We start from the raw sequence: 19,472 nt of genomic DNA on the forward strand, positions 1-19,472 counted from the left end.
ATCCTCAGATATTATGCGAAGGTTATTTTTATATTAATTGGTTATTCGAGTCTTGATACCCTATAATCCCTAATTTAGGCATCAAGTCTTATTCAAAAGTAAAGATACTTCCCGGCTTTCGCAACAGAAAGTATCTTCATTACCTCTAGTGTAAACGAACTAGCTTAAAGCAACGCCCACTTTCTCTAATAACAGTTTGGTTTTCTTTATTCCCTCATCTTCACTTAACTTGCTTCCTTCATATTCTATCCCTACATGTCCCTTGTATCCAGCGTCTTTTACAATTTTCATCATGCGCAGATAGTCAATCTGGGTTTCATTGCCTTCGCTATCAAAATCATGCGTTTTAGCACTTACACCTTTAGCTAACGGCATTAAATCCGTGACACCCTGATAACGATCGTATTCATAAAAGTTACCGAAATCCGGGAGGCTGCCGCAGTTTTTCTTACCTACTTGCTTTAGAACGGAACTCAACCATTGTCCATCGGAAGAAATACCTCCGTGATTTTCAACAATTACCGAAATCTTTGATTTAGCAGCAAAATCACTCAATTTCCCAAGACCTTGTACCGCCGCATCTTTTACTTCTTCCGGTGTGCCCTCTCCCCTTGCGTTTACACGAATTGCATGACATCCTAGGTATTTTGCAGCCTCTACCCATTTGTAATGATTTTCAACCGCCTTATTTCTTACCGTATCGTCTAAATCACCTAAATCACCTTCACCATCTATCATGATCAACACATTTTTCACCCCATTATCTTTTGCTCTTTTTATCATTTCATTCAGGTAAGCCTTATCATTTGCTTTGTCTTTGAAAAATTGGTTCACATACTCTACTGCGTAAATACCATATTTTTTTGCCGCCGTTTCTGCAAAATCTAAATTATCCAATTGCTTAGCGAACAAGGTCTTATGAAGCGACCACTGCGCTAATGATATATCAAAAAAGTATTTCCCCTTCGAAGATGCGAAAAGGTCCAACGGTAAATTAGATAAAGCGGTCAGGCCTAAAGCTCCTGCCCCCATTTGCTTTAAGAATTCTCTTCTGTTACTCATGATTTTTTGGTTTGTATAGGCAGGCAATTTAGAAAAAAAATAGGAAAGATTCTTGGTTAGCGCAGAATATTAATGCGAATCGGCAAGGTATAAAGGCCATTATAATGGGCTTCTCATAAAAATAGAGCCGACGACGGGATTCGAACCTGCGACCTACGCATTACGAATGCGTTGCTCTACCAGCTGAGCTACGTCGGCTTTTGTAAGACAAAAATAATTGGATTGGAACCTTATTGCCAAATCATTTTTACAATTACCCCTTATTTCTCTCCTAGAGCTATAAGCTTACCTTACACATTTCCCCACCCGTTAGCCAATACATCAACCAGATGCATCGTTTTTATCGGAAGTTTTTGTTTATCAATATAAGCTTGAAGATGCATCAGGCAGGAGGTATCGGTTGAAATAATATATTCGGCATCCATAGCCAATGCATTATTCACTTTTTGTTCCGCCATGGCAGAAGAAATACCGTTAAACTTAACCGCGAAGGTTCCTCCAAAACCGCAACAAGTGTCTTGATCCCGCATATCAACGAGTTCCAATCCGTCCACATTTCCTAACAACTGACGCGGTTCTTCTTTAATTCTGCACTCCCGTAATGCGGAACACGAGTCGTGATAAACAGCCCTGCCTTCCATTTCTGCTCCAAAGTAATCTTTCTTTATGATATTCACTAAAAAATCGGAAAGTTCATGGATACTCGATTGGATATTTCTGCATTGATTATGCACCATTGAATTGGTAAACAAATCATTATACGCATTCTTTACCATCCCCGTACAAGATGCTGAAGGAGAAACGATGTACTTCGATTCCGCAAAATCATCTAAAAATTTATTGCCAATAATTTTGGCTTCATCCCAAAAACCAGCATTGTAGGCAGGTTGTCCACAACAGGTCTGCTCAGGATTATAGTTCACTTTACACCCTGCCTTTTCCAGTACCTTTACCGTATTAAAGGCTGTTGTAGGATACAATTGATCAATAAAACAGGGTATAAATAAGCTTACTTGCATAGGTATTTATTTGTTTCAAAGGTAACAATTGTTTTTGATAGGTTCTATTCTGGTTATCAAAGCGAGAATTGAATTTGTGGTTCTCATCCAAGGAAAAGAACATATATTAAATGAAAAATTAACTAAAATAAACTCTCCTTTGATCCTACCTCATTAATTTAAAGGACCTTTCCCTTTATGATACTGAAGTAAACGAATCAAAAAGACCAATCCGATCGCAAAAAACAAAGCCAATGATAAAGCAGAATACCGAATATTCTTTGTCTGTTCTTCAATAAAAGCAAAGAAGAAAAGCCCAATGACAATGGCGAGTTTCTCCGTTACATCGTAAAAACTAAAAAAGGCGGTCGTATCTTCTTCTTCGGTAGGTATTAACTTCGAGTAAGTGGATCTAGATAAGGATTGAATCCCTCCCATGATCAATCCTACCAGTGCAGCTAAGAAGTAAAATTGTACCTCTGTTTGTATGAAAAAAGCACAGATGCATACGCTTATCCAGAGCAGCACAACGATAATCAACACTTGAACATTGCCCAAGCGTTTCGCCAAAGTTGACATTAAGTAGGCTCCGATAATGGCTACGAGTTGTATAATCAGAATGGTACTAATTAATTTGGAAGCGCCCAACTGCAATATTTTCTCGCCAAAGGCCGCTGCCACCAGCATGGTAGTTTGCACACCCATTGCGTAGAAAAAGAAGGCTCCCAAAAATTTCTTTAGGTCCTGCAATCCCTTGATTTTTGTCCAAACAGACTTCAATTCCCTAAAACCATTTTGAAGAACATGTGTGGTTATTTTTTTAGGCTTTGCTTTCCCGGATGGAAGTTTATTAAAAGGTATTTGGGCAAACCCCATCCACCAAAGCCCTACCAACAAAAAGGAAAGACGGGGCGCAAAGGTAGCATCCTGAATACCGAACCACTCCGGTTTAAGAACAAATACGAAACAAATGATTTGCAGTAACACACTTCCAATATAGCCGTAAGCAAAGCCTTGTGCACTCACACGATCTTGCTCGTCAATACTTGCTATTTCAGGAAGGTAGGAATTATTGAAAAGCACCCCCCCGATATACCCCATGGCAGCGAATGTACTACAGATAATCCCCCATTCCAAGGTGTCCAACTTGAAGAAAAACAATCCGATGCACGCCAAACTCCCTAAGTAGGTAAACGCTTTCATAAACGACTTCTTATTTCCTCTATTATCAGCAATCGCCGAGAGAACGGGAAGGATCATAGCCATTACCAAATAAGCGAAAGCAAGCGAGTAATTCGCTAAGGCAGTATTGATAAATTGAAAGCCGAAAAAATAAACCTGATCACCTTTATCCTGCGTGGTGGTAATGGCGGTATAATAGGCTGGAAAAATAGTGGAGGTTATTACCAAATTATAAGCGGAGTTCGACCAATCGAACATGGCCCAGGCCCTAATAATAGATTTATCGTTTTGTTTCATGCAATTTTTTGCTTCACCACAAACCTAATATTTCTTTTTCAAATTAAAGACAGTGTCAAATTTTAAACAAAAAGGGCTGTTTCCTTGACAGAAACAGCCCTTTCATTAGAAATCATGTAAAAATTAATAACCGGTATTTTGCTTTAACACACCACCACTTCTATCAATTTCATCTTGCGGTATGGGATAATATTCATTTTGTGGTTGAAAGGTTATATTTCGTGATATGCTTAAGTACTTACCTTCAAATCCCGAATAGCTTTCCAGCACATCCTTGGCAACACCCCATCGAACCAAGTCATAAAAACGATGCCCTTCCAATGCTAATTCCAGTCGTCTTTCAAATCGAACTGCATTTCGTGCATATTCCGCATTTGGAAAGGAAGGATAAGGCTTGACATTATAGGTCGCAACATCTTGCCCACTTACTTGTTTCGGTTCCAATAGCGCAGCGCGTTCTCGAACGGCATTGACTAAAGTGAGCGCCCCACCCAAGTTACCTAATTCCACTTGACATTCTGCTGCCATAAGATAAACATCAGCCAAACGGATCACATTGACATTCAAACCCGTAATCTGCTGGGTACCTGCCACCGTATTGGAAGCAAATTGAGAACGTTCAATCGTATGTTTCATCGCCACAAAAGGCCCCGCAAAACCCGGATCACGAATCCAACCGTCGCCCGGCATAATCCCCCAGTCACGGAAAGGGACACCTCTTCTTCCAACGGTATAATCTAAACGTGGGTCTACCGCTAAATTCTTGTTGACGGTATAATTCGTTTTGTCCGTTCCACTTAGGCCAAAGTCTGACAAGTAAGGATTATCTCGATATGTACCATCTAACATTGGCAAACCGTCTGCTGTTACTCGGAACGAATTAACTAAATCAAAAGAAGGTTGGAAAAATCCACAGCATGAGATCGGAGCGGTACCGTAAAAGAAATTAAGCATATCGCCGACATTTCCATTATCACCTGTTCCATCTGGGCTGATGGCATGTTGAACAGCAAAAATGCTTTCAGGTCCGTTTTCTTTGGCTATATCGAAATTGTCCGTAAAGGCTAAAGACTGAAGGCCCGGTTTCGCGTCAATTACTGCCTGCAATAAGGGAAGTGCTTCCGCATATCGATCTTGATAAAGTAGAAATTTTCCCAAATACGCTTGCGCAGCTGCTTTATCGATCCGCCCCTCTTCTCCATTATATTTGTCACCCAGATTCTCTACAGCAAATTTTAAATCCTCTTCAATTTTTGGATTAACGTCGGTATCATTTGGAAGCGATGTCGCGTCCGCGGCAGAAATAGATTCGTCCACATATGGAACGTTGACGAAGGCGCGTTTCAAAAGAAAATAAAAATGGGCACGTAGAAACCGCGCTTCACCTTGAACCTGCACAGCACGTGTTTCATCAAACTTATCTCCACTTCCCGCTTGCAACTGCGCAAGCATACGCAAGGTGTTATTACATCTTACGATTCCTTCATAAGAGCGATTCCACAGCACTTGTAAATTATCGTTTGTACTGGTCGGTTTATGCTGCTCAATGAGGTTCATATTAGGTTGGTCGCCATTATTACTTCCTTTATGCGCATTATCCGCTGCTACCTCACCCAGTAACCACTGACTGGGGGCTGAGGCATAATTTCCCCAAGTACCATCTATATTCCCGTTTAAAAGACCGTAAGCACCTATTAACAAACCTTCCACCCCATCCTTACTTTCTATTTGCGGATAAGTCAATTCAGCCTGTGGATTACGCTCTAAAAAGCTTTTACTACAAGAAAACGTAGAAAAAACCAGCGTCGCGTATACAAAATATTTTATTCTTCTTATTTTCATGATCGTAACATTAAAAGCCAACATTTAAACCAATTATAAATTGTCTTGACACTGGATAAATTCCTCTGTCTACACCAAGAACGGGGAAGGTACTATCCTCTTGACTTACTTCGGGGTCTAATCCCGTGTAGTCCGTTATCGTGAACAAATTGGTTGCCCCGAGATACACCCGCATTTTAGAAATTGCTTTACCGAACAAGCGCTCTGTAGGCAGATTATATCCGATTTGGAAATTCTTTAATCGGAAAAAACTACCATTCTGCACATAATAGCTCGAAGAAGCATATTCAAAATCAGATGCTCCACGATAAAGAGACGGAATATTGCTTGACGTATTGCTTGGGCTCCATGCGTCTAATAACCTCGTACTTAAAGCCCCGTCAAAGGTGGTAAAGTCGGTGAAATAGCGAGTGGCCTCATACAGATCATTTCCTTGCGAACCATTGAAGAACAAGGCAATATCAAAATTTTTATAAGAAGCATTCAAACCAAGTGAATAAATAAAGTCAGGATGTGGATTCCCGATAACAGTCCGATCTTCCGGTCCAATGGAGCCATTCCCATCAATATCTGCGTATTTTAATCCCCCTACCCGCGCACCTGTATAAGTCGGTGAATTAGCTAAATCTTCTTCGCTTTGATAGATACCCGCTACTTGGTAGCCAAAGAACGATCCAAAGGGTTCTCCTGGTTTTAATACCGTGGTACTTATACTCCTAAAATTACCATAGATTTGTTGTGATACGCCAGGAGCTAAACGTACAACCTCATTGACATTTCGCGAGATATTCGCAACCACATCGAATTTAAAAGGACGGTCATCTTCTCTTCCATAGTGATAACCCAGCGTCAATTCAATACCCTTATTCTGCATATCGCCAATATTCACAAAAGGTGACGCACCACCGCCCACTGAAACAGACGGCAAAGGAACAGGGTAAAGCATATCGCTTGTTTTCTTATTATACCAATCAAAGGTACCGTCAAACTTGCCATTCAATAAGGTAAAGTCGAGACCGATATTTAACGATTTCACCTCTTCCCATTTAACCGCTTCATTTTTAAAAGCGTTCTGTCTTACCCCGGTCACTAAGCCGCTCCCATCAACAATGGGATAGGAAGAAGAGGCGATCGATGATTGAAGCCGATCTAGGTATTGGAAAGCTGGAATCCGTTGATTACCTGTAATACCATAACCTGCACGTATCTTTAAATCGGTTAGCCAAGAGGCACTTTTCATAAAGTCTTCCTGTGATATACGCCAGGCTACGCTTCCCGCCGGGAATACCCCATACTGATTTTCAGAACCGAAGTTTGAAGAACCGTCTCTTCTTACGGTAGCGCTTAATAAGTAACGGTCCTTAAAGGAATAATCTGCTTTTCCAAAAATGGAAAATAAGGACCCTACGACACCAGTGCTTGCATTTGTAATATTGCTGGTTCCGGGATTCAAATAATAATAATCAAGATTACCGAGGATAAAATAACCATTTCTCCCGCCATCTAACTGTCTCTCCCTACTACGTATTGCTTCCGTACCCACTAATACATTTAAGTTGTGCTCGTCATTAAAGTTTTTCTTATAATTCAAGGTATTAGTCCATGTCCACTCCGTTCTGTAACCTTGATTTTCTCTTATTCCATTCGCATTACTTCCTTCTGAGAATTCTAAGTTCGGATAGATAATTTCGATACCATTATAATTTTCATACCGTATACCGAAGCTTGTACGTGCGGTTAACCCTTCAATGATATCTGCTTCGCCAAATATATTTCCAAAGAAGAAGTTGCTTTTGTTCTTGTTATCTTTAGCACGATAAAGCATCGCCAATGGATTCTGGGCATTTCCTAAAGCCCCACCCTTTGAACCGGCGAAATTACCCATAACATCATAAACGGGAATAATGGTAGGAATCCGATAAGCGAAACCCAAAGCACTGCCCTCATCCTGATAAGTTCCGGGTGTGTTTACATTACTTCCAAATCCGTAATTTTCCGAATAGCTGTATTGTGCATTTTCACCAAAACGGAAGCGGTTATTAAAAGCTGAAATTTGCGTATTTGATCTGAAATTAAAGCGATCAAAACCCGTGTGTTTAATGGTACCATTTTGTCCAAAATAACCCGCTGAAACAGCATAAGTAGCATTTTCACTTCCACCATTTGCAGCCAGTTGATAGGATTGCAATGGCGCATTTTCGGTTATTTCATCAAACCAATTTGTCCCTGCCTGGTTGGCGCGTGTAATTTGATAAAAGGTACTATTATCGCGTGTATAATTATACAAACTAGGATCGGCATCAGCAGGTGTTACCTCAAGCCCCACTTTGGAACCGGCTAACAGATATTCCGGTAAAACAGGTGTTGCGCCATTTCCGTATAATTTGGTAAATGAAGATCCCGGATCTGCACCGGCGTTCTGGAAAGAAAGCAACAAATTTTCTGCATACTGACTTGGATTCATCATTTCTGGGAACGAACCATTTCTGGGGCGTTGCGATCCATAATAGGCATCCAAGGTAATATTGGGTTTTCCGGTGGTTCCTTTTTTTGTGGTTACAATGACAACGCCATTATTTGCCCTGGAACCATAAATTGACGCCGCAGAAGCATCTTTCAGCACTTGCATACTTTCGATGTCGGCTTGATTCAACCAGCTTAATTTTCCCTCGTAAGGTACCCCATCAATGACATAAAGCGGATCGTTATTGTTAATCGTACTGTAACCACGAATCCGTATCTGAGGTGTTGAAGCTGGCGCACCGTCATTGATAATTTGCACCCCTGGAGCCTTACCCTGTAAAGCTTCAACAGCACTTGCTGCTGGCTGGCTCTTTAATTGTCCTACGTCAACCACCGCTACGGCACCCGTCAAATCTTTTTTACGTTGCGAGGAGTAACCTGTAACAACCACCTCATCCAAATCGCTTGTTGTTGATTGCAAACTGATGTTATAAGTTGTTTTTCCACTGCTAACACGCACTTCCTGACTTGTATAACCTACATAGGAAATAACCAATATATCATTCGCTTTTACGGTTAAGCTATATTGCCCCTGGGCATCTGTTAAAATACCGTTTGAAGAGCCTTTTACCAATACACTTACACCGGGTAAAGGTGCATTATCTGCCGCATCGGTTATTCTGCCGACAATCTTTAATTCTTGTCGATTATGAACAAGTAGTATCTTCTCATTTTCCACCTTAAAATTGATATCCATCGGCGCTAATACTTCCTCCAGCACATCCGCTAAATTGCTCTGCAAAGTACCTACTTCTACTATTCGATGGCTTTTTAAGATCGAGGGACTGTAAACGAACTTTACTTGAGATTGAGTTTCCAAATTCTCTAAAAAGTTCTTTAAAGTCATCCGCTTTTTCGTTATACTAATCGTTTTGTTCAATGCTCCCTGTGCATCGGCCGTATGGGCATAAGTACTAAAAGTCCCTACGGAGATAAGAAGAGCATGAATAAAGGATATTCTCATCGCTGTTTTTGTTAAAGCAATAATTCGTTCTTTTTTCATAAATTCGAAAAATTTTGGTTTGTGAAGGGTCGGTTTAAGCGCCGACCCTGAATCATGATTTAATCTCCGACCGGCAATACCCCCATATTGCCGGTCTTTGTTTGGTTTGGTCTACGTTATGTTCATAAGCAATTCATGTTTGGTTTTTATTTGTTGATTGGGTTCATTGGATTTCAATTGTCTTACCGAGTATATGATAATTCGTTTCTGTCACATTGCAAACGAGATCGAGTTGATCAAATAATTCCATATTACTCAAATCTCCCCGAAAGGTAATTTTGCTCGCTTCTGGGGCTACTTTGATGTCAATATGATAAACATCGGCCAATTTATTAGCTAAGTCCGCTAAACGGATTTCTTTGAATACGACCTCTTCCAATAGTGTTCTTTTTGTTTCAACCGGAATGGGTTTTTCTACCAAGGTTTCACTAAAACTATCCTTTTGCTCTTCCAATACAGCACGCTGATTCATCGTTAGATTCAAGGTCTTCGGAGTTTCGATAATTCGGCGCACCAGGTTATTTTTGGCACTCCGTATGACTTGTACTTTACCGGTATATACAATGACTTCGTCTTTACCTGAATCTTTATCTGATTGGATTTTAAAACAAGTTCCCAACACACGGGTAATCATCCCCTGATGAAACACCTCAAAAGGATTAGAAGAATTTGCTTGTACATTAAATAAGGCATTACCGGTTAAAGACACTTCCCTTTTGTCAAAACGGGTCGCATAGCTTAACTCAGCTCCTTTAAATAGTTTGACGTGCGATGAATCCGGCAAAGAAATTTCCAATGGTTCATCGTTCGGATTGTCGATCCTGGTAACTAGATGCTCTTTTTTACTTATAAAAGTAGGTTCAACGGGATTGCATTTTAGTCGCGTATAAATCCAAATAGAACCGACAATGAACAATGCAACTGCTGCGGCTGCCGAGAGATAAAATTTACCGGACGGTTTAATCACCGTCGAACGACCTTTTTTTTTGTCGTCATTCGACTGTGTTTCCTGATTAATTTTATCCCATAACCGATCTTCCAATTCGGTGAACTCCAATTCGCTTAAATTTAAATCGACATCGCTATCTAATAAATCATACCAACGGCAAACGGTTTCCTGCTCCTCTTGTGTGCAGTTACCCTTTAAATAGCGTTCTAATAAACTTTGAAAAGCTTTACGGCTCATAATGATACTGGTTAGTATAAGCCTCATGAAGGCCTTACATAACTATAGTAAAACAAGAAAGCCTGATCCCTAATTTTTTTTTATTTTTTTTGATTGAGACGTGGACTAGTTGAGACGTTGACTAGTTAAGTGGTTGAGTAACTATTTCCCTACTCAACTAGTAATAAAACAAGAGTTATAATAAGCATATAATCCTTCAAGGCCAATCGCATGGTTTTTAATGATTGGGTAATGTGGTATTCTACGGCCTTTTCTGAAATTTTTAGTTTTTCAGCTATTTCCTTTACCGAATTATATTCGAGGCGACTTAATACAAACACTTCCCGCGTTTTGCGTGGTAACAGATTAATCCCCTTTTCGATAGACACAGAAAGCTCACGAACGGCTAATTGTTCCTCTAAACTGTTTGTACCAATTTCGCCCTGCGTTTTTTTATACGCCGAGTATTGATCAAATTGCAAAACGTTTTTTAAGTAATTGATGAAACTGAATCGGACCGCCGACATTAGATAAGCTGATAAATTGCTTATCTCAACTACTTGCCTGCGCTCCCACAGGGATATGAAAATATTCTGGGTTAATTCCTCTGCTAATTCTTTGCTGCTCGATTTTTTGAATAATTGTAAAAAACACACTTTCCAATATCTCTTGTAAATCTCTTTGAACGCTTGGTGGTCATTTTCCTTTATTCTCGTTAGTAATTCAGCATCCGTAGAGTAGCAGTATTCCATATCGTTTATAAGGTGGTTAACACAAATATATAAACAACATTTAATTAAGCAAACAAACTTCGTTAATTGTATTCCAATATGGTTATTTCACATTTTTTTGTAACAAAAACATATCAAGAAAGGTAGTACTTACCGTTATTAAATTTTACCTGCCCACTGTCCACCAAATTACGGATACAGGCAATCCGATCACCTTCATCACCCGTTTTCAAGCCGTCAACCAGGGCGTCCAGGGTTAAATGGCTATTTGCCAATAAATCGGTAATTTCCGTTATGATCCGGTCTTCCAGTTCTTCTTCTTTTGATTTTTTTTGTCTTTTTAAACAATAATCACATAGCGTACAAAGTTTCTCGCTTTTTTCACCGAAATAGGCTAAAAGTTGTTGTGCGCGGCAAGAATCAAGCTGTAAGAAATTAAGTACAGCCTGCAGTTGTTCCGCGCCTATTTCCTTTCGCTCATCGATATGTTTTTTATCGATATGCAAGTGCTGTGAATCACTTCGTGGCCGTAGGAATTGTATTTGCGGTTTATCGGTTTGCGATAAATAACTGATTATCTGATATTGTTCGAGCTGCTTTAAATGGTTAAGAGTTTCCGGGGTTGAGAGACCCGCCTTGCGCGCTAAATCTGCTTCACGAAAGGGAACATAATAGTCAAAAGCGCCCCCATAAGCCCGAAGGATTGCTTTAATGAATCCATCCAAATTAGCATGGGCTACTTGAAAACTGTATAAATCCTGGGAGCCGATTTCGAAACGGAATCTCGAAGGGATGTACACATTCTCTGTAACCGACAACCATTCATCGCGTTCCAAAAATTTCAAGGCACTTATTACTTTTAAAGGTTCCAGTTGATATCTTTTGCTAAAAGCGCCGATATCAAAATCAAAACAGACGTACTGTCCTGCACCATAAGCCAGCTGAAAATAGTTCCCTAGGTAATAGTATATTTGTGTAATCTCCTTGATCGTCGGAAAACTTAGCTCAAAGTTTCTTTTTAGTCGCGCCTTATCTTCGTCGTGATACAATAGTACGGCATAGGCTTTTTTTCCATCCCGTCCCGCACGACCAGCCTCCTGATAATAAGCCTCTAAAGTATCCGGAATATCCATGTGAATTACAAAGCGAACATCCGGTTTATCAATACCCATACCGAAGGCATTTGTAGCTACAATGACCTGCGTCTGATCAACCTTCCACGCCTCTTGTTTTTTTGATCGTTCCGGTGTAGACAAACCAGCATGGTAAAAATCTGCTTTTATACCCTGCATAAGTAGGAAACGGGCAATTTCCTGTGTTTCTCTTCTATTCCGAACATAAACAATACCACTTCCCTTTATTTTTTTTATGATTTTAATGAGACGTCCTGTCTTATTGGTCTCCTCAATCACTATATAGGCCAGATTTTCGCGTGAAAAACTTTTAACAAATACCGTTTGATCAGCTGTTCTTCGAAACTTAAGCTTTTCTTGAATATCATCCACTACTTTAGATGTCGCCGTAGCAGTCAACGCTAAAAATGGTACCTGCGGATGCAGATCACGTAGTTCTGACAAATGTAAATAAGGTGGCCTAAAATCATAACCCCATTGTGAAATACAATGCGCTTCATCAATGGCAAACAAATTAACCTGCATATAACGAATCCGTTCTTTCACAAGATCGTTCATCAAGCGCTCGGGTGATAGATACAAGAATTTAATATCACCATATACACAATTGTCCAATGCTATATCCACCTCGCGCTTAGACATTCCCGCAAAGATGGCGACCGCCTTGATATTTCGTGCTTTTAAATTTTCTACCTGATCTTTCATCAAGGCAATTAAAGGACTTACTACAATACAGATCCCTTCCATCGCCATTGCCGGTACTTGAAAGCAGAGTGATTTGCCCCCACCGGTTGGCATGAGCGCTAAGGTATCATGCCCCGCCAAAACATGTTTTATAACCTCCTCTTGAAGAGGTCTAAAATGCGGATAACTCCAATAGCGTTCTAAAATTTCGTATATAGACATAGCATTTACCGCTATTTTGCGGTCCAAACATAAGCAAAATTATCCTTTAGACAGTAGAACGCAAGCCCCAAGCGTTTCGCATCCGTCTGCCATTTGTCAATTGTAGCCTGGCTATTAGACCCATCTACTATGAGAAGCGTACTTTTCTTTAACTTACTTATCAGGTGATCCAAGGATTTTTCCGGATTGTTCCGTACTAGTAACCAATCGGGAACGGCAGGAAATGAATACTTTTTTCGACCGTCTAAAATTAGCAAATGCTTCCCCATAAATTGAATATATTGATTGGAAATGTATGTCTCAGGAACGCTAAATTTCACCGGTTCTTTGATAAAAGATAAATATTGAATCGATGAATATGCCTCAAGCGCCGGAATTACAGCATATCGAATGAAAGGTTCTCGTTCCGAATCAGCACTGCTATATATAATCGGTTTTGCTCGATTCATCATTCCGATAGCTAGCTGATTTCTCACATTAAAAATAATGAGTCGACGACCGTTATACTTAGCCCAAACCTGTTGATTGGTCATGAGTCCTAAAATGAGAATACCAAAAATGGATGTGTAGAGCAGATATCGTTGGGAAAATTGAAAAGCCAATACCATACTGATTATGATTAGGTACAGCATCAGGTAATCATAGCTTGTCAGCCAAACCGATTGCACCGTAGCAAAAGGCCATTGTTCTATTTGAATCAATACCTTATTGACAAAAAGAATAAACTGTTCGAGGATGGCAGCGATACCCAATGTCCATTCATTGATCGGCAAGGCCAAAAGCAAGAAACCCGCATAAATAATGAGGCTAACCGGAAAGGTGATGAATAAGTTGGCGGGTAGAAAGTAAACAGGAAAAAGATGGAAATAATAGAGCACTAGAGGAAAGTTGGCCAACTGTGCGGCGCAGCACATCGATATAAAAGACCAGGTTTTGTTCAGTATTTTATATTTAAATACAAATAATTTCGACAAAAGGGGCGTCAACCAGATGATGCCAATCACCGCCAAATAAGATAATTGGAAACCAACGTCTGTAAGAAATCCAGGGTTGTATAATAATAAGAAAAACGCCGAAACAGCAAGGCTGTTATAGCTATTGTTGGTGCGTCGAAGTGTGTTGCCAACAATAAAAATGCTAATCATGAAAGCCGCTCGGAGAATCGAAGGTGCAAAACCTGTAATTAATGCATAGCTCCATACGAATAACAACAATAGAAAAAGACGTATGTACCTTATCCAACCATTTTTGTCCATCCATTGTAAACTGAATGCAAGAAAAGCAAACACAATCCCAACATGCATACCTGAAACGGCTAACACATGCACGGTACCCGTAGCGGAGAACGCTTTCACCAATTCTTTATCTAAAGATGCTCGATATCCTAAAACAAGCGTGGAAAGCAGCGCAGCCGGATCTTTATTTTTAAAGTACCGATCAAATTTGTCGGCCATTTTGCTCCTTGTTTTAAGAGCACATCGGATAAACGGATTTCCCTTGTTACGTCTGGTTTTTTTGAATGCATGGGAAGACAGAAAAGATTCATACCAAACTTGGTGTTTAGCCATATAAGCTGCGTAGTCAAATTCGTATGGGTTATAGGATGGGGCGATGCGCTGGTATTTGCTAACAATACCCAGTTCATCTCCGTAGCTCAAGAAAAAATTACGCTCATCCGTTTTAATTTTTAACAGTAGTTTCCCTTTAACGGGTCGGTAGATTTCGTTCACCTTTGCATGGGTAATTGTCATCTCGGCACTAACAACTTTCCCTTTTGATTTGGGTTCGCTGGATACAAAACCGAGCAAATGCGTACTCTTAATATGGCTAAAATGTCTTCGCTCAATGATAGGATGATTTTTCCATGTTAACAATCCCCCAACACAAACAAGAATTGCCAGAAAAATAGCAAAAGCAAGTCCATAGAATCGTCGAACTTTCCACCTTGTTATCATGCCGAGACAAAAAAAACAGAGCGTTAACAACAGACATATAGCCAATGTAATATGATAAATACGGACAGAAATAGGAACGAAGTAAGCGATCCCAATTCCTGTAATTAGCGCAATCAAAAAGGAAACGAAGGGGGCTCGCGTATGATAACCGGTACGTATCGACATAGCTATTAAAATTGAAACCGCATTTGCAATTTGAGTTCCGATTTGCGGTTACCTTCAATTTTATCTAAAGCCGACCCCAGTTCATGGAGTGCAGGGTAGCGACTTACAGCATAACGGCACCAAAAATCCACGCCTATTTTTATTCGACAGCGTAAATTGAGATAATATCGTATTCCTTTGTTGCTATAAAAAGGAAAAGACGATGCATACAATACATCGTTTTCAAAAGCATATATACGTGAATTGTAGCCATCGGTTTTAAATAAAGCGACTCGTATATTCCCTGAAACCATACCACGGGATTTATAAATTACATCTTGATAGAACAGATACGCTTTCTCTACTTCTGTCGCTTTTTTATAATGTCCAAACTCAATTCGATTCCGGAGGGTAAGTGTTGAACTGAGCTGAAATTGACTTTCGGCCCTGACCTGTTGCCTCTTTACCCGTTCGAGTATCGCTGTCGGATGGATGGAATCCCCATTTTCGGCTTTGTTTCGGAAGCGATAACGAAGCAGGTATCTTACTTTTTTATTGGGTGTTATGTTGAGTTGGCTGAACAGATCTTGGCCGCTCGATGGCGCGTCCACACGATATCTTAACCATGGAAATCGAAAAGAATCGGCATAAGCCACCCAAAGCACTTTTTTACTGGGTTGAAAAATAAGCCCGGTATAGAAACCCTTTTCGTTCACCGCATGACTTCCTTCAGCAAGTGCTTGATTATAAAATGCATGATAATTTTTTTGGTAATCCCGTTGTTGTAAAACCAAGGATAGTTTGTGTGATAAGGAGGCTATGAGGCCATTTGTATAAGCTAAACCGCTACCAAAACTATGAGCGAGTTCTCCAAAGAGATACATATTGTGAATATACGTATGATAATAAATACTCGCATTCGATAAATCACTGCCTACAAATGCATAGCGGTTATATGGGAGAGCACGGGGCATGATATTTCCCGACAGTTCTGTATGAAGCACATTGACACCTAATGTGAATGCATTCTTTTGGTACTGAATATTGGTTCCCAACAGCAACTGGGTTAAGTTATGCCTATTCGACACCTCATTTGGTGTTCTATGCAAACCATTTTCAATGATCGCACTGTAGTAGGATCTGCCCGAAGTGCTATCTACAAAAGTAGCGCTCAGCTTTTTATAGGATATAAAAGGGGTCACGGTCCAATTTCTTACAGCATAGCTTGCTGCCATTCCCCGAAAGAACGCAAATTCGTTGGACGATGTATAGGGCCTTAGTCCTATCCCCTGTCGAGCCACATGCTGAACAAGCGCCCCTTTTCCGAAGCTGAGCCCTGTCCATAGTGCAAGTCCTTGTCCAAATTGCAGAGAATAGTCACCGATGACTACTTGTTGCCATCGCTTTATTTTTTGCAAGGAAAGGCTCCCGGAATAAAAATCGAAGCCCAGACGCTGCGCCCCCTTAAAAAACTGTTCGCCCGCATCTTTTTTCATATTCAAGGATAATTGAAGCTTTTGGGGGATCGTATAACGATAACGACCGAATAAGCGATCTGCATTGCCAAGATAGCTCGATCTCGTTGGATCCGTGATCAGATATCCCTGTTGCTTTTCCAGGATCCTACCATACCGAAACATCAAATCATGTCTTCCGCTACTTAAATACTCGTTTGCTGATCTATCAAAGCCGGATCCTTGTTCAACCTGAACAAAGGGTAATAACAGGCCCACAATCTCAACATTCAAGCCCTCAACAGCTTGCAACTCATAGACCGTCAAATAAGGTCCAGCCGCTTTACGATGCGCTATAATAGCAGCGACTTGCAAAGGCGACAGAAAACGAAGCTCACTTAATGTTTCTCCATTCGTTTTATTGAGGTCGATCGGATGCTTTAAATAATAGTTCCATTTCTCGGTCAGTTCCATATAATCATAATCTTCCGTAAGGTCATCAGCCATCGACTCCACTAATTGTTCGATAAGATCTGTATTTTCTGTTTGGGCCAATGCGACCAGATGGGGCAACAGGTATAGTAGGACAAAAAAATTCGATTTAGAAAGCATAGGCAAGCAATAATTGAGGCGATAAGCCGAGTCGATGATGAATCACGGTCGCTAAGTCCAAATTCATTTTGTTGTACACCAAACCAAAGCCACAAAATTGACTGAACTCATTCAGTCCAATCCCCCCCCGAAAGCTCATCCAGGAAATGGGTTTATATTCAAGTCCCGTTCGGAAATCGATCTTATCACGATAGAGAATCTTCTCCGTATCCGCGGTGACGAGTAGATTAGTATGAACTTGGTAACTGGTACCCAATCCGATGATAACGGGGATAACGGCATAAGTATCATAGTCGTACGAAGCATATCCCGGATTTGCAAAACGAGCTCCAATGGTCCAAGTAGGTTTCACCTGAAGCTGTAGGCCAACATCAACAGAAAAGCTTTGGCTTTTCCCATATGCACTCAACTGTAATTGATGGTAATTCATGGCAAGGCCGATAGATAACTGCGGGCCGAATCGTTTAGCATAACTGAAGTTCGCCTTGAACTCACCGTAAGCATCCTTGATCCCATAGTTCGTGATTTGCGAGCCAAACACACCCAAACCTGTCGGAATCGCTAAAAGCAAACCCTGCGTACGAATATCCGCGTTAAAAAAATGAGCTTGATGATAAATGCCGGCACGAACTTCGGTTAAGGAACTAATACCCGCTACATTGGAGGTAAGCCCCTCCACTCCTTGTAATGCATTTCCTGTATTGCCCATGGCACAGTACCTCGCGGCAGGATAAACCTGAGCAGAAAGATTAAGGGCGGTTAGTAGTAAAAATAGGTTTAAGAAGGCAATAAACATTTCACCTAAAGATAGTAAATCCTATACGTTAGCGAAGTTAAAGCCTGATAATGAACAAACTGAACAAATTATTTACGAGGTAGGTTCTCCAGTTTAAAGAATTCCTCCAAGGCAATACGATCTGTTTTAAAAGTCAGCTCTTCTTTCTTTAGGTCTTCCAATTTAACCAGTCGAAAGGACTGAAAAACATCTCCTTCAATCGCATCAAAATCAAAAGCAATCGTTTTAAAAGACAGGTCAAGAGGTTCTTTATTCCGCACGCGATAGTAAACAGAAATAATCTGGCTATCATTAAAATAAGAATGTTCATAAAAATCGGTGGTATAGATATGTTCTAATACCTCCACCTCTGCCAAACATTCCTCCATATACTCTCTTCGTAACGCATCGCGCAATCCCTCTCCGTATTCCAATCCACCACCGGGAAATTTACTAAAGCGTTTGCCATATTCCTGTTCATCGCTGATTAAGATTTCATTTTGATCCGTTATAAGGAGTCCATACACTCTCACATTAAATGGGTACAATGCCTGCATGTTCTATTGTTCGTGTTTCTTGTAAATCGACGAAAGATCTTTAATTTCAATATGACGGAAATCGACGGGTTGTCCCTCGCTTTGCAAGGCAATATAACCGCTTTTCAATAACGTACCGTCAACTTTAATCTTTGGGTCATAACCGTTTGCTACATCGCCACCTATCTGTGGTTTAGCGTATTGAAGAACGGTATCTCCTTCAATGATATGGGTTATTAATGAGTCCCCCAAAACAATCAATTCAGCATGAACCCATTGATCGCCATCATACGTTTTTGAGGTGGAATTAAGACAATGTGAATCAGCGATCTTCCCTTTAAATACGACTTCCGTTCCCGGGGAACACATATTACCCGTAGGCCTTGGTTTTCCATCGCCCAAACCACCCAAAAATTGCATTTCTACTGAAATAGGCCAATCTTGTTCCTTTGGCATGGTACGAGGGTCTTGTGAATGAAACATGACTCCGCTGTTTCGTAAGGTGTAGGATGGAGCCCCTTTTTGCAACTCACCAACAAAACGATATTCCAATTTGAGGTGATAATAGGTATAAGGTGTTTTGTAGTACAGATGTCCAAATTGATCGTTGAAATCGCCATATTGGTCATATCGCACCTGTATAATGCTGTCCTTAACCCGAAAAGTATTCCCATAGTTTTCGCCGAACGCATGATGGTGAATTTTCACCATCCAGTCATTGATATCCTTTCCGTTGAAAAGGGAGACCCACTCTCCTTCTCTCTGTTTATCTTCACTTTCGGCAGCCGAATTCAATTTACAACCTGCTGCCACCAAAATCCCCAAAAAAAATAGCGAAACTATTATTTTTTTCATCTTTTTAATTTTTTTCATTGGCGATGAAGCTCTGTTCTCCTGATCCAATCATCCCATTGTGTGATTTTTGAAGATCATGATGGTTTCATAATCTAAATTTGATGGGCTGAAAATACGAAATTTAAAATATTTGGAAACCGAAAAATCAGGTTCATTCTGGAAAATCGCTTTAAAAAAGGGATGCTTATTAGTTGTGAGTTGCCGGTTGAGATTAAAAAAATCATCCATCAGCTTATGAAGCTCATATCTATTTCGTATCTTTATGCCCTTATATTTCATGGGTTCGACCTCATTTTTTT

The 19,472-nt window shown here is 40.3% G+C and carries 13 protein-coding genes and 1 tRNA gene; all 14 read right to left on the minus strand.

All coding sequences use genetic code 11. The features are described 5' to 3' along the window. Positions 1–159 precede the first annotated feature (159 nt). Positions 160–1,062, minus strand: coding sequence for a sugar phosphate isomerase/epimerase family protein (locus RYH73_RS13120; protein ID WP_335313890.1), 903 nt, complete (start codon positions 1,060–1,062; stop codon positions 160–162). Positions 1,063–1,187: 125 nt separating this feature from the next. Next, positions 1,188–1,260: transfer RNA gene (locus RYH73_RS13125), tRNA-Thr, on the minus strand. Between the two features lie 92 nt (positions 1,261–1,352). After that, positions 1,353–2,081 carry a (Fe-S)-binding protein gene (locus RYH73_RS13130; protein WP_335313891.1) on the minus strand — a complete coding sequence of 243 codons (729 nt, stop codon included), beginning with the start codon at positions 2,079–2,081 and terminating at the stop codon, positions 1,353–1,355. Between the two features lie 153 nt (positions 2,082–2,234). Further along, a complete protein-coding gene (locus tag RYH73_RS13135; protein ID WP_335313892.1) occupies positions 2,235–3,539 on the minus strand; it encodes an MFS transporter in 1,305 nt (434 codons plus the stop codon). A 123-nt stretch (positions 3,540–3,662) separates the two neighbouring features. Next, positions 3,663–5,381 (minus strand): RagB/SusD family nutrient uptake outer membrane protein, encoded by a 1,719-nt coding sequence (locus RYH73_RS13140; RefSeq protein WP_335313893.1) that lies wholly within the window; start codon positions 5,379–5,381, stop codon positions 3,663–3,665. A gap of 10 nt (positions 5,382–5,391) precedes the next feature. After that, positions 5,392–8,907 carry a SusC/RagA family TonB-linked outer membrane protein gene (locus RYH73_RS13145; protein ID WP_335313894.1) on the minus strand — a complete coding sequence of 1,172 codons (3,516 nt, stop codon included), beginning with the start codon at positions 8,905–8,907 and terminating at the stop codon, positions 5,392–5,394. A gap of 163 nt (positions 8,908–9,070) precedes the next feature. Further along, positions 9,071–10,093: a FecR family protein gene (locus tag RYH73_RS13150; protein ID WP_335313895.1), complete on the minus strand. Its 1,023-nt coding sequence runs from the start codon at positions 10,091–10,093 to the stop codon at positions 9,071–9,073. Positions 10,094–10,242: 149 nt separating this feature from the next. Beyond that, on the minus strand, positions 10,243–10,824 hold the full coding sequence (locus RYH73_RS13155; RefSeq protein WP_335313896.1) for an RNA polymerase sigma factor: 582 nt from the start codon (positions 10,822–10,824) through the stop codon (positions 10,243–10,245). Positions 10,825–10,937: 113 nt separating this feature from the next. Further along, a complete protein-coding gene (locus RYH73_RS13160) occupies positions 10,938–12,842 on the minus strand; it encodes a RecQ family ATP-dependent DNA helicase (protein WP_335313897.1) in 1,905 nt (634 codons plus the stop codon). Positions 12,843–12,853: 11 nt separating this feature from the next. Then, positions 12,854–14,962, minus strand: coding sequence for a ComEC/Rec2 family competence protein (locus RYH73_RS13165; RefSeq protein ID WP_335313898.1), 2,109 nt, complete (start codon positions 14,960–14,962; stop codon positions 12,854–12,856). Between the two features lie 5 nt (positions 14,963–14,967). Then, positions 14,968–17,007 carry a ComEA family DNA-binding protein gene (locus RYH73_RS13170; protein ID WP_335313899.1) on the minus strand — a complete coding sequence of 680 codons (2,040 nt, stop codon included), beginning with the start codon at positions 17,005–17,007 and terminating at the stop codon, positions 14,968–14,970. Next, a complete protein-coding gene (locus tag RYH73_RS13175; RefSeq protein ID WP_335313900.1) occupies positions 16,997–17,803 on the minus strand; it encodes a hypothetical protein in 807 nt (268 codons plus the stop codon). Before RYH73_RS13175 ends, RYH73_RS13170 begins: the two co-directional genes overlap by 11 nt. A 68-nt stretch (positions 17,804–17,871) precedes the next feature. Beyond that, a complete protein-coding gene (locus tag RYH73_RS13180; RefSeq protein WP_335313901.1) occupies positions 17,872–18,339 on the minus strand; it encodes an NUDIX domain-containing protein in 468 nt (155 codons plus the stop codon). Positions 18,340–18,342: 3 nt separating this feature from the next. Next, a complete protein-coding gene (locus RYH73_RS13185) occupies positions 18,343–19,173 on the minus strand; it encodes a 3-keto-disaccharide hydrolase (protein ID WP_335313902.1) in 831 nt (276 codons plus the stop codon). Positions 19,174–19,472 lie beyond the last annotated feature (299 nt).

Origin of the sequence: Olivibacter sp. CPCC 100613, from assembly GCF_036959255.1 — a bacterium.
GTDB lineage: Bacteria > Bacteroidota > Bacteroidia > Sphingobacteriales > Sphingobacteriaceae > Olivibacter.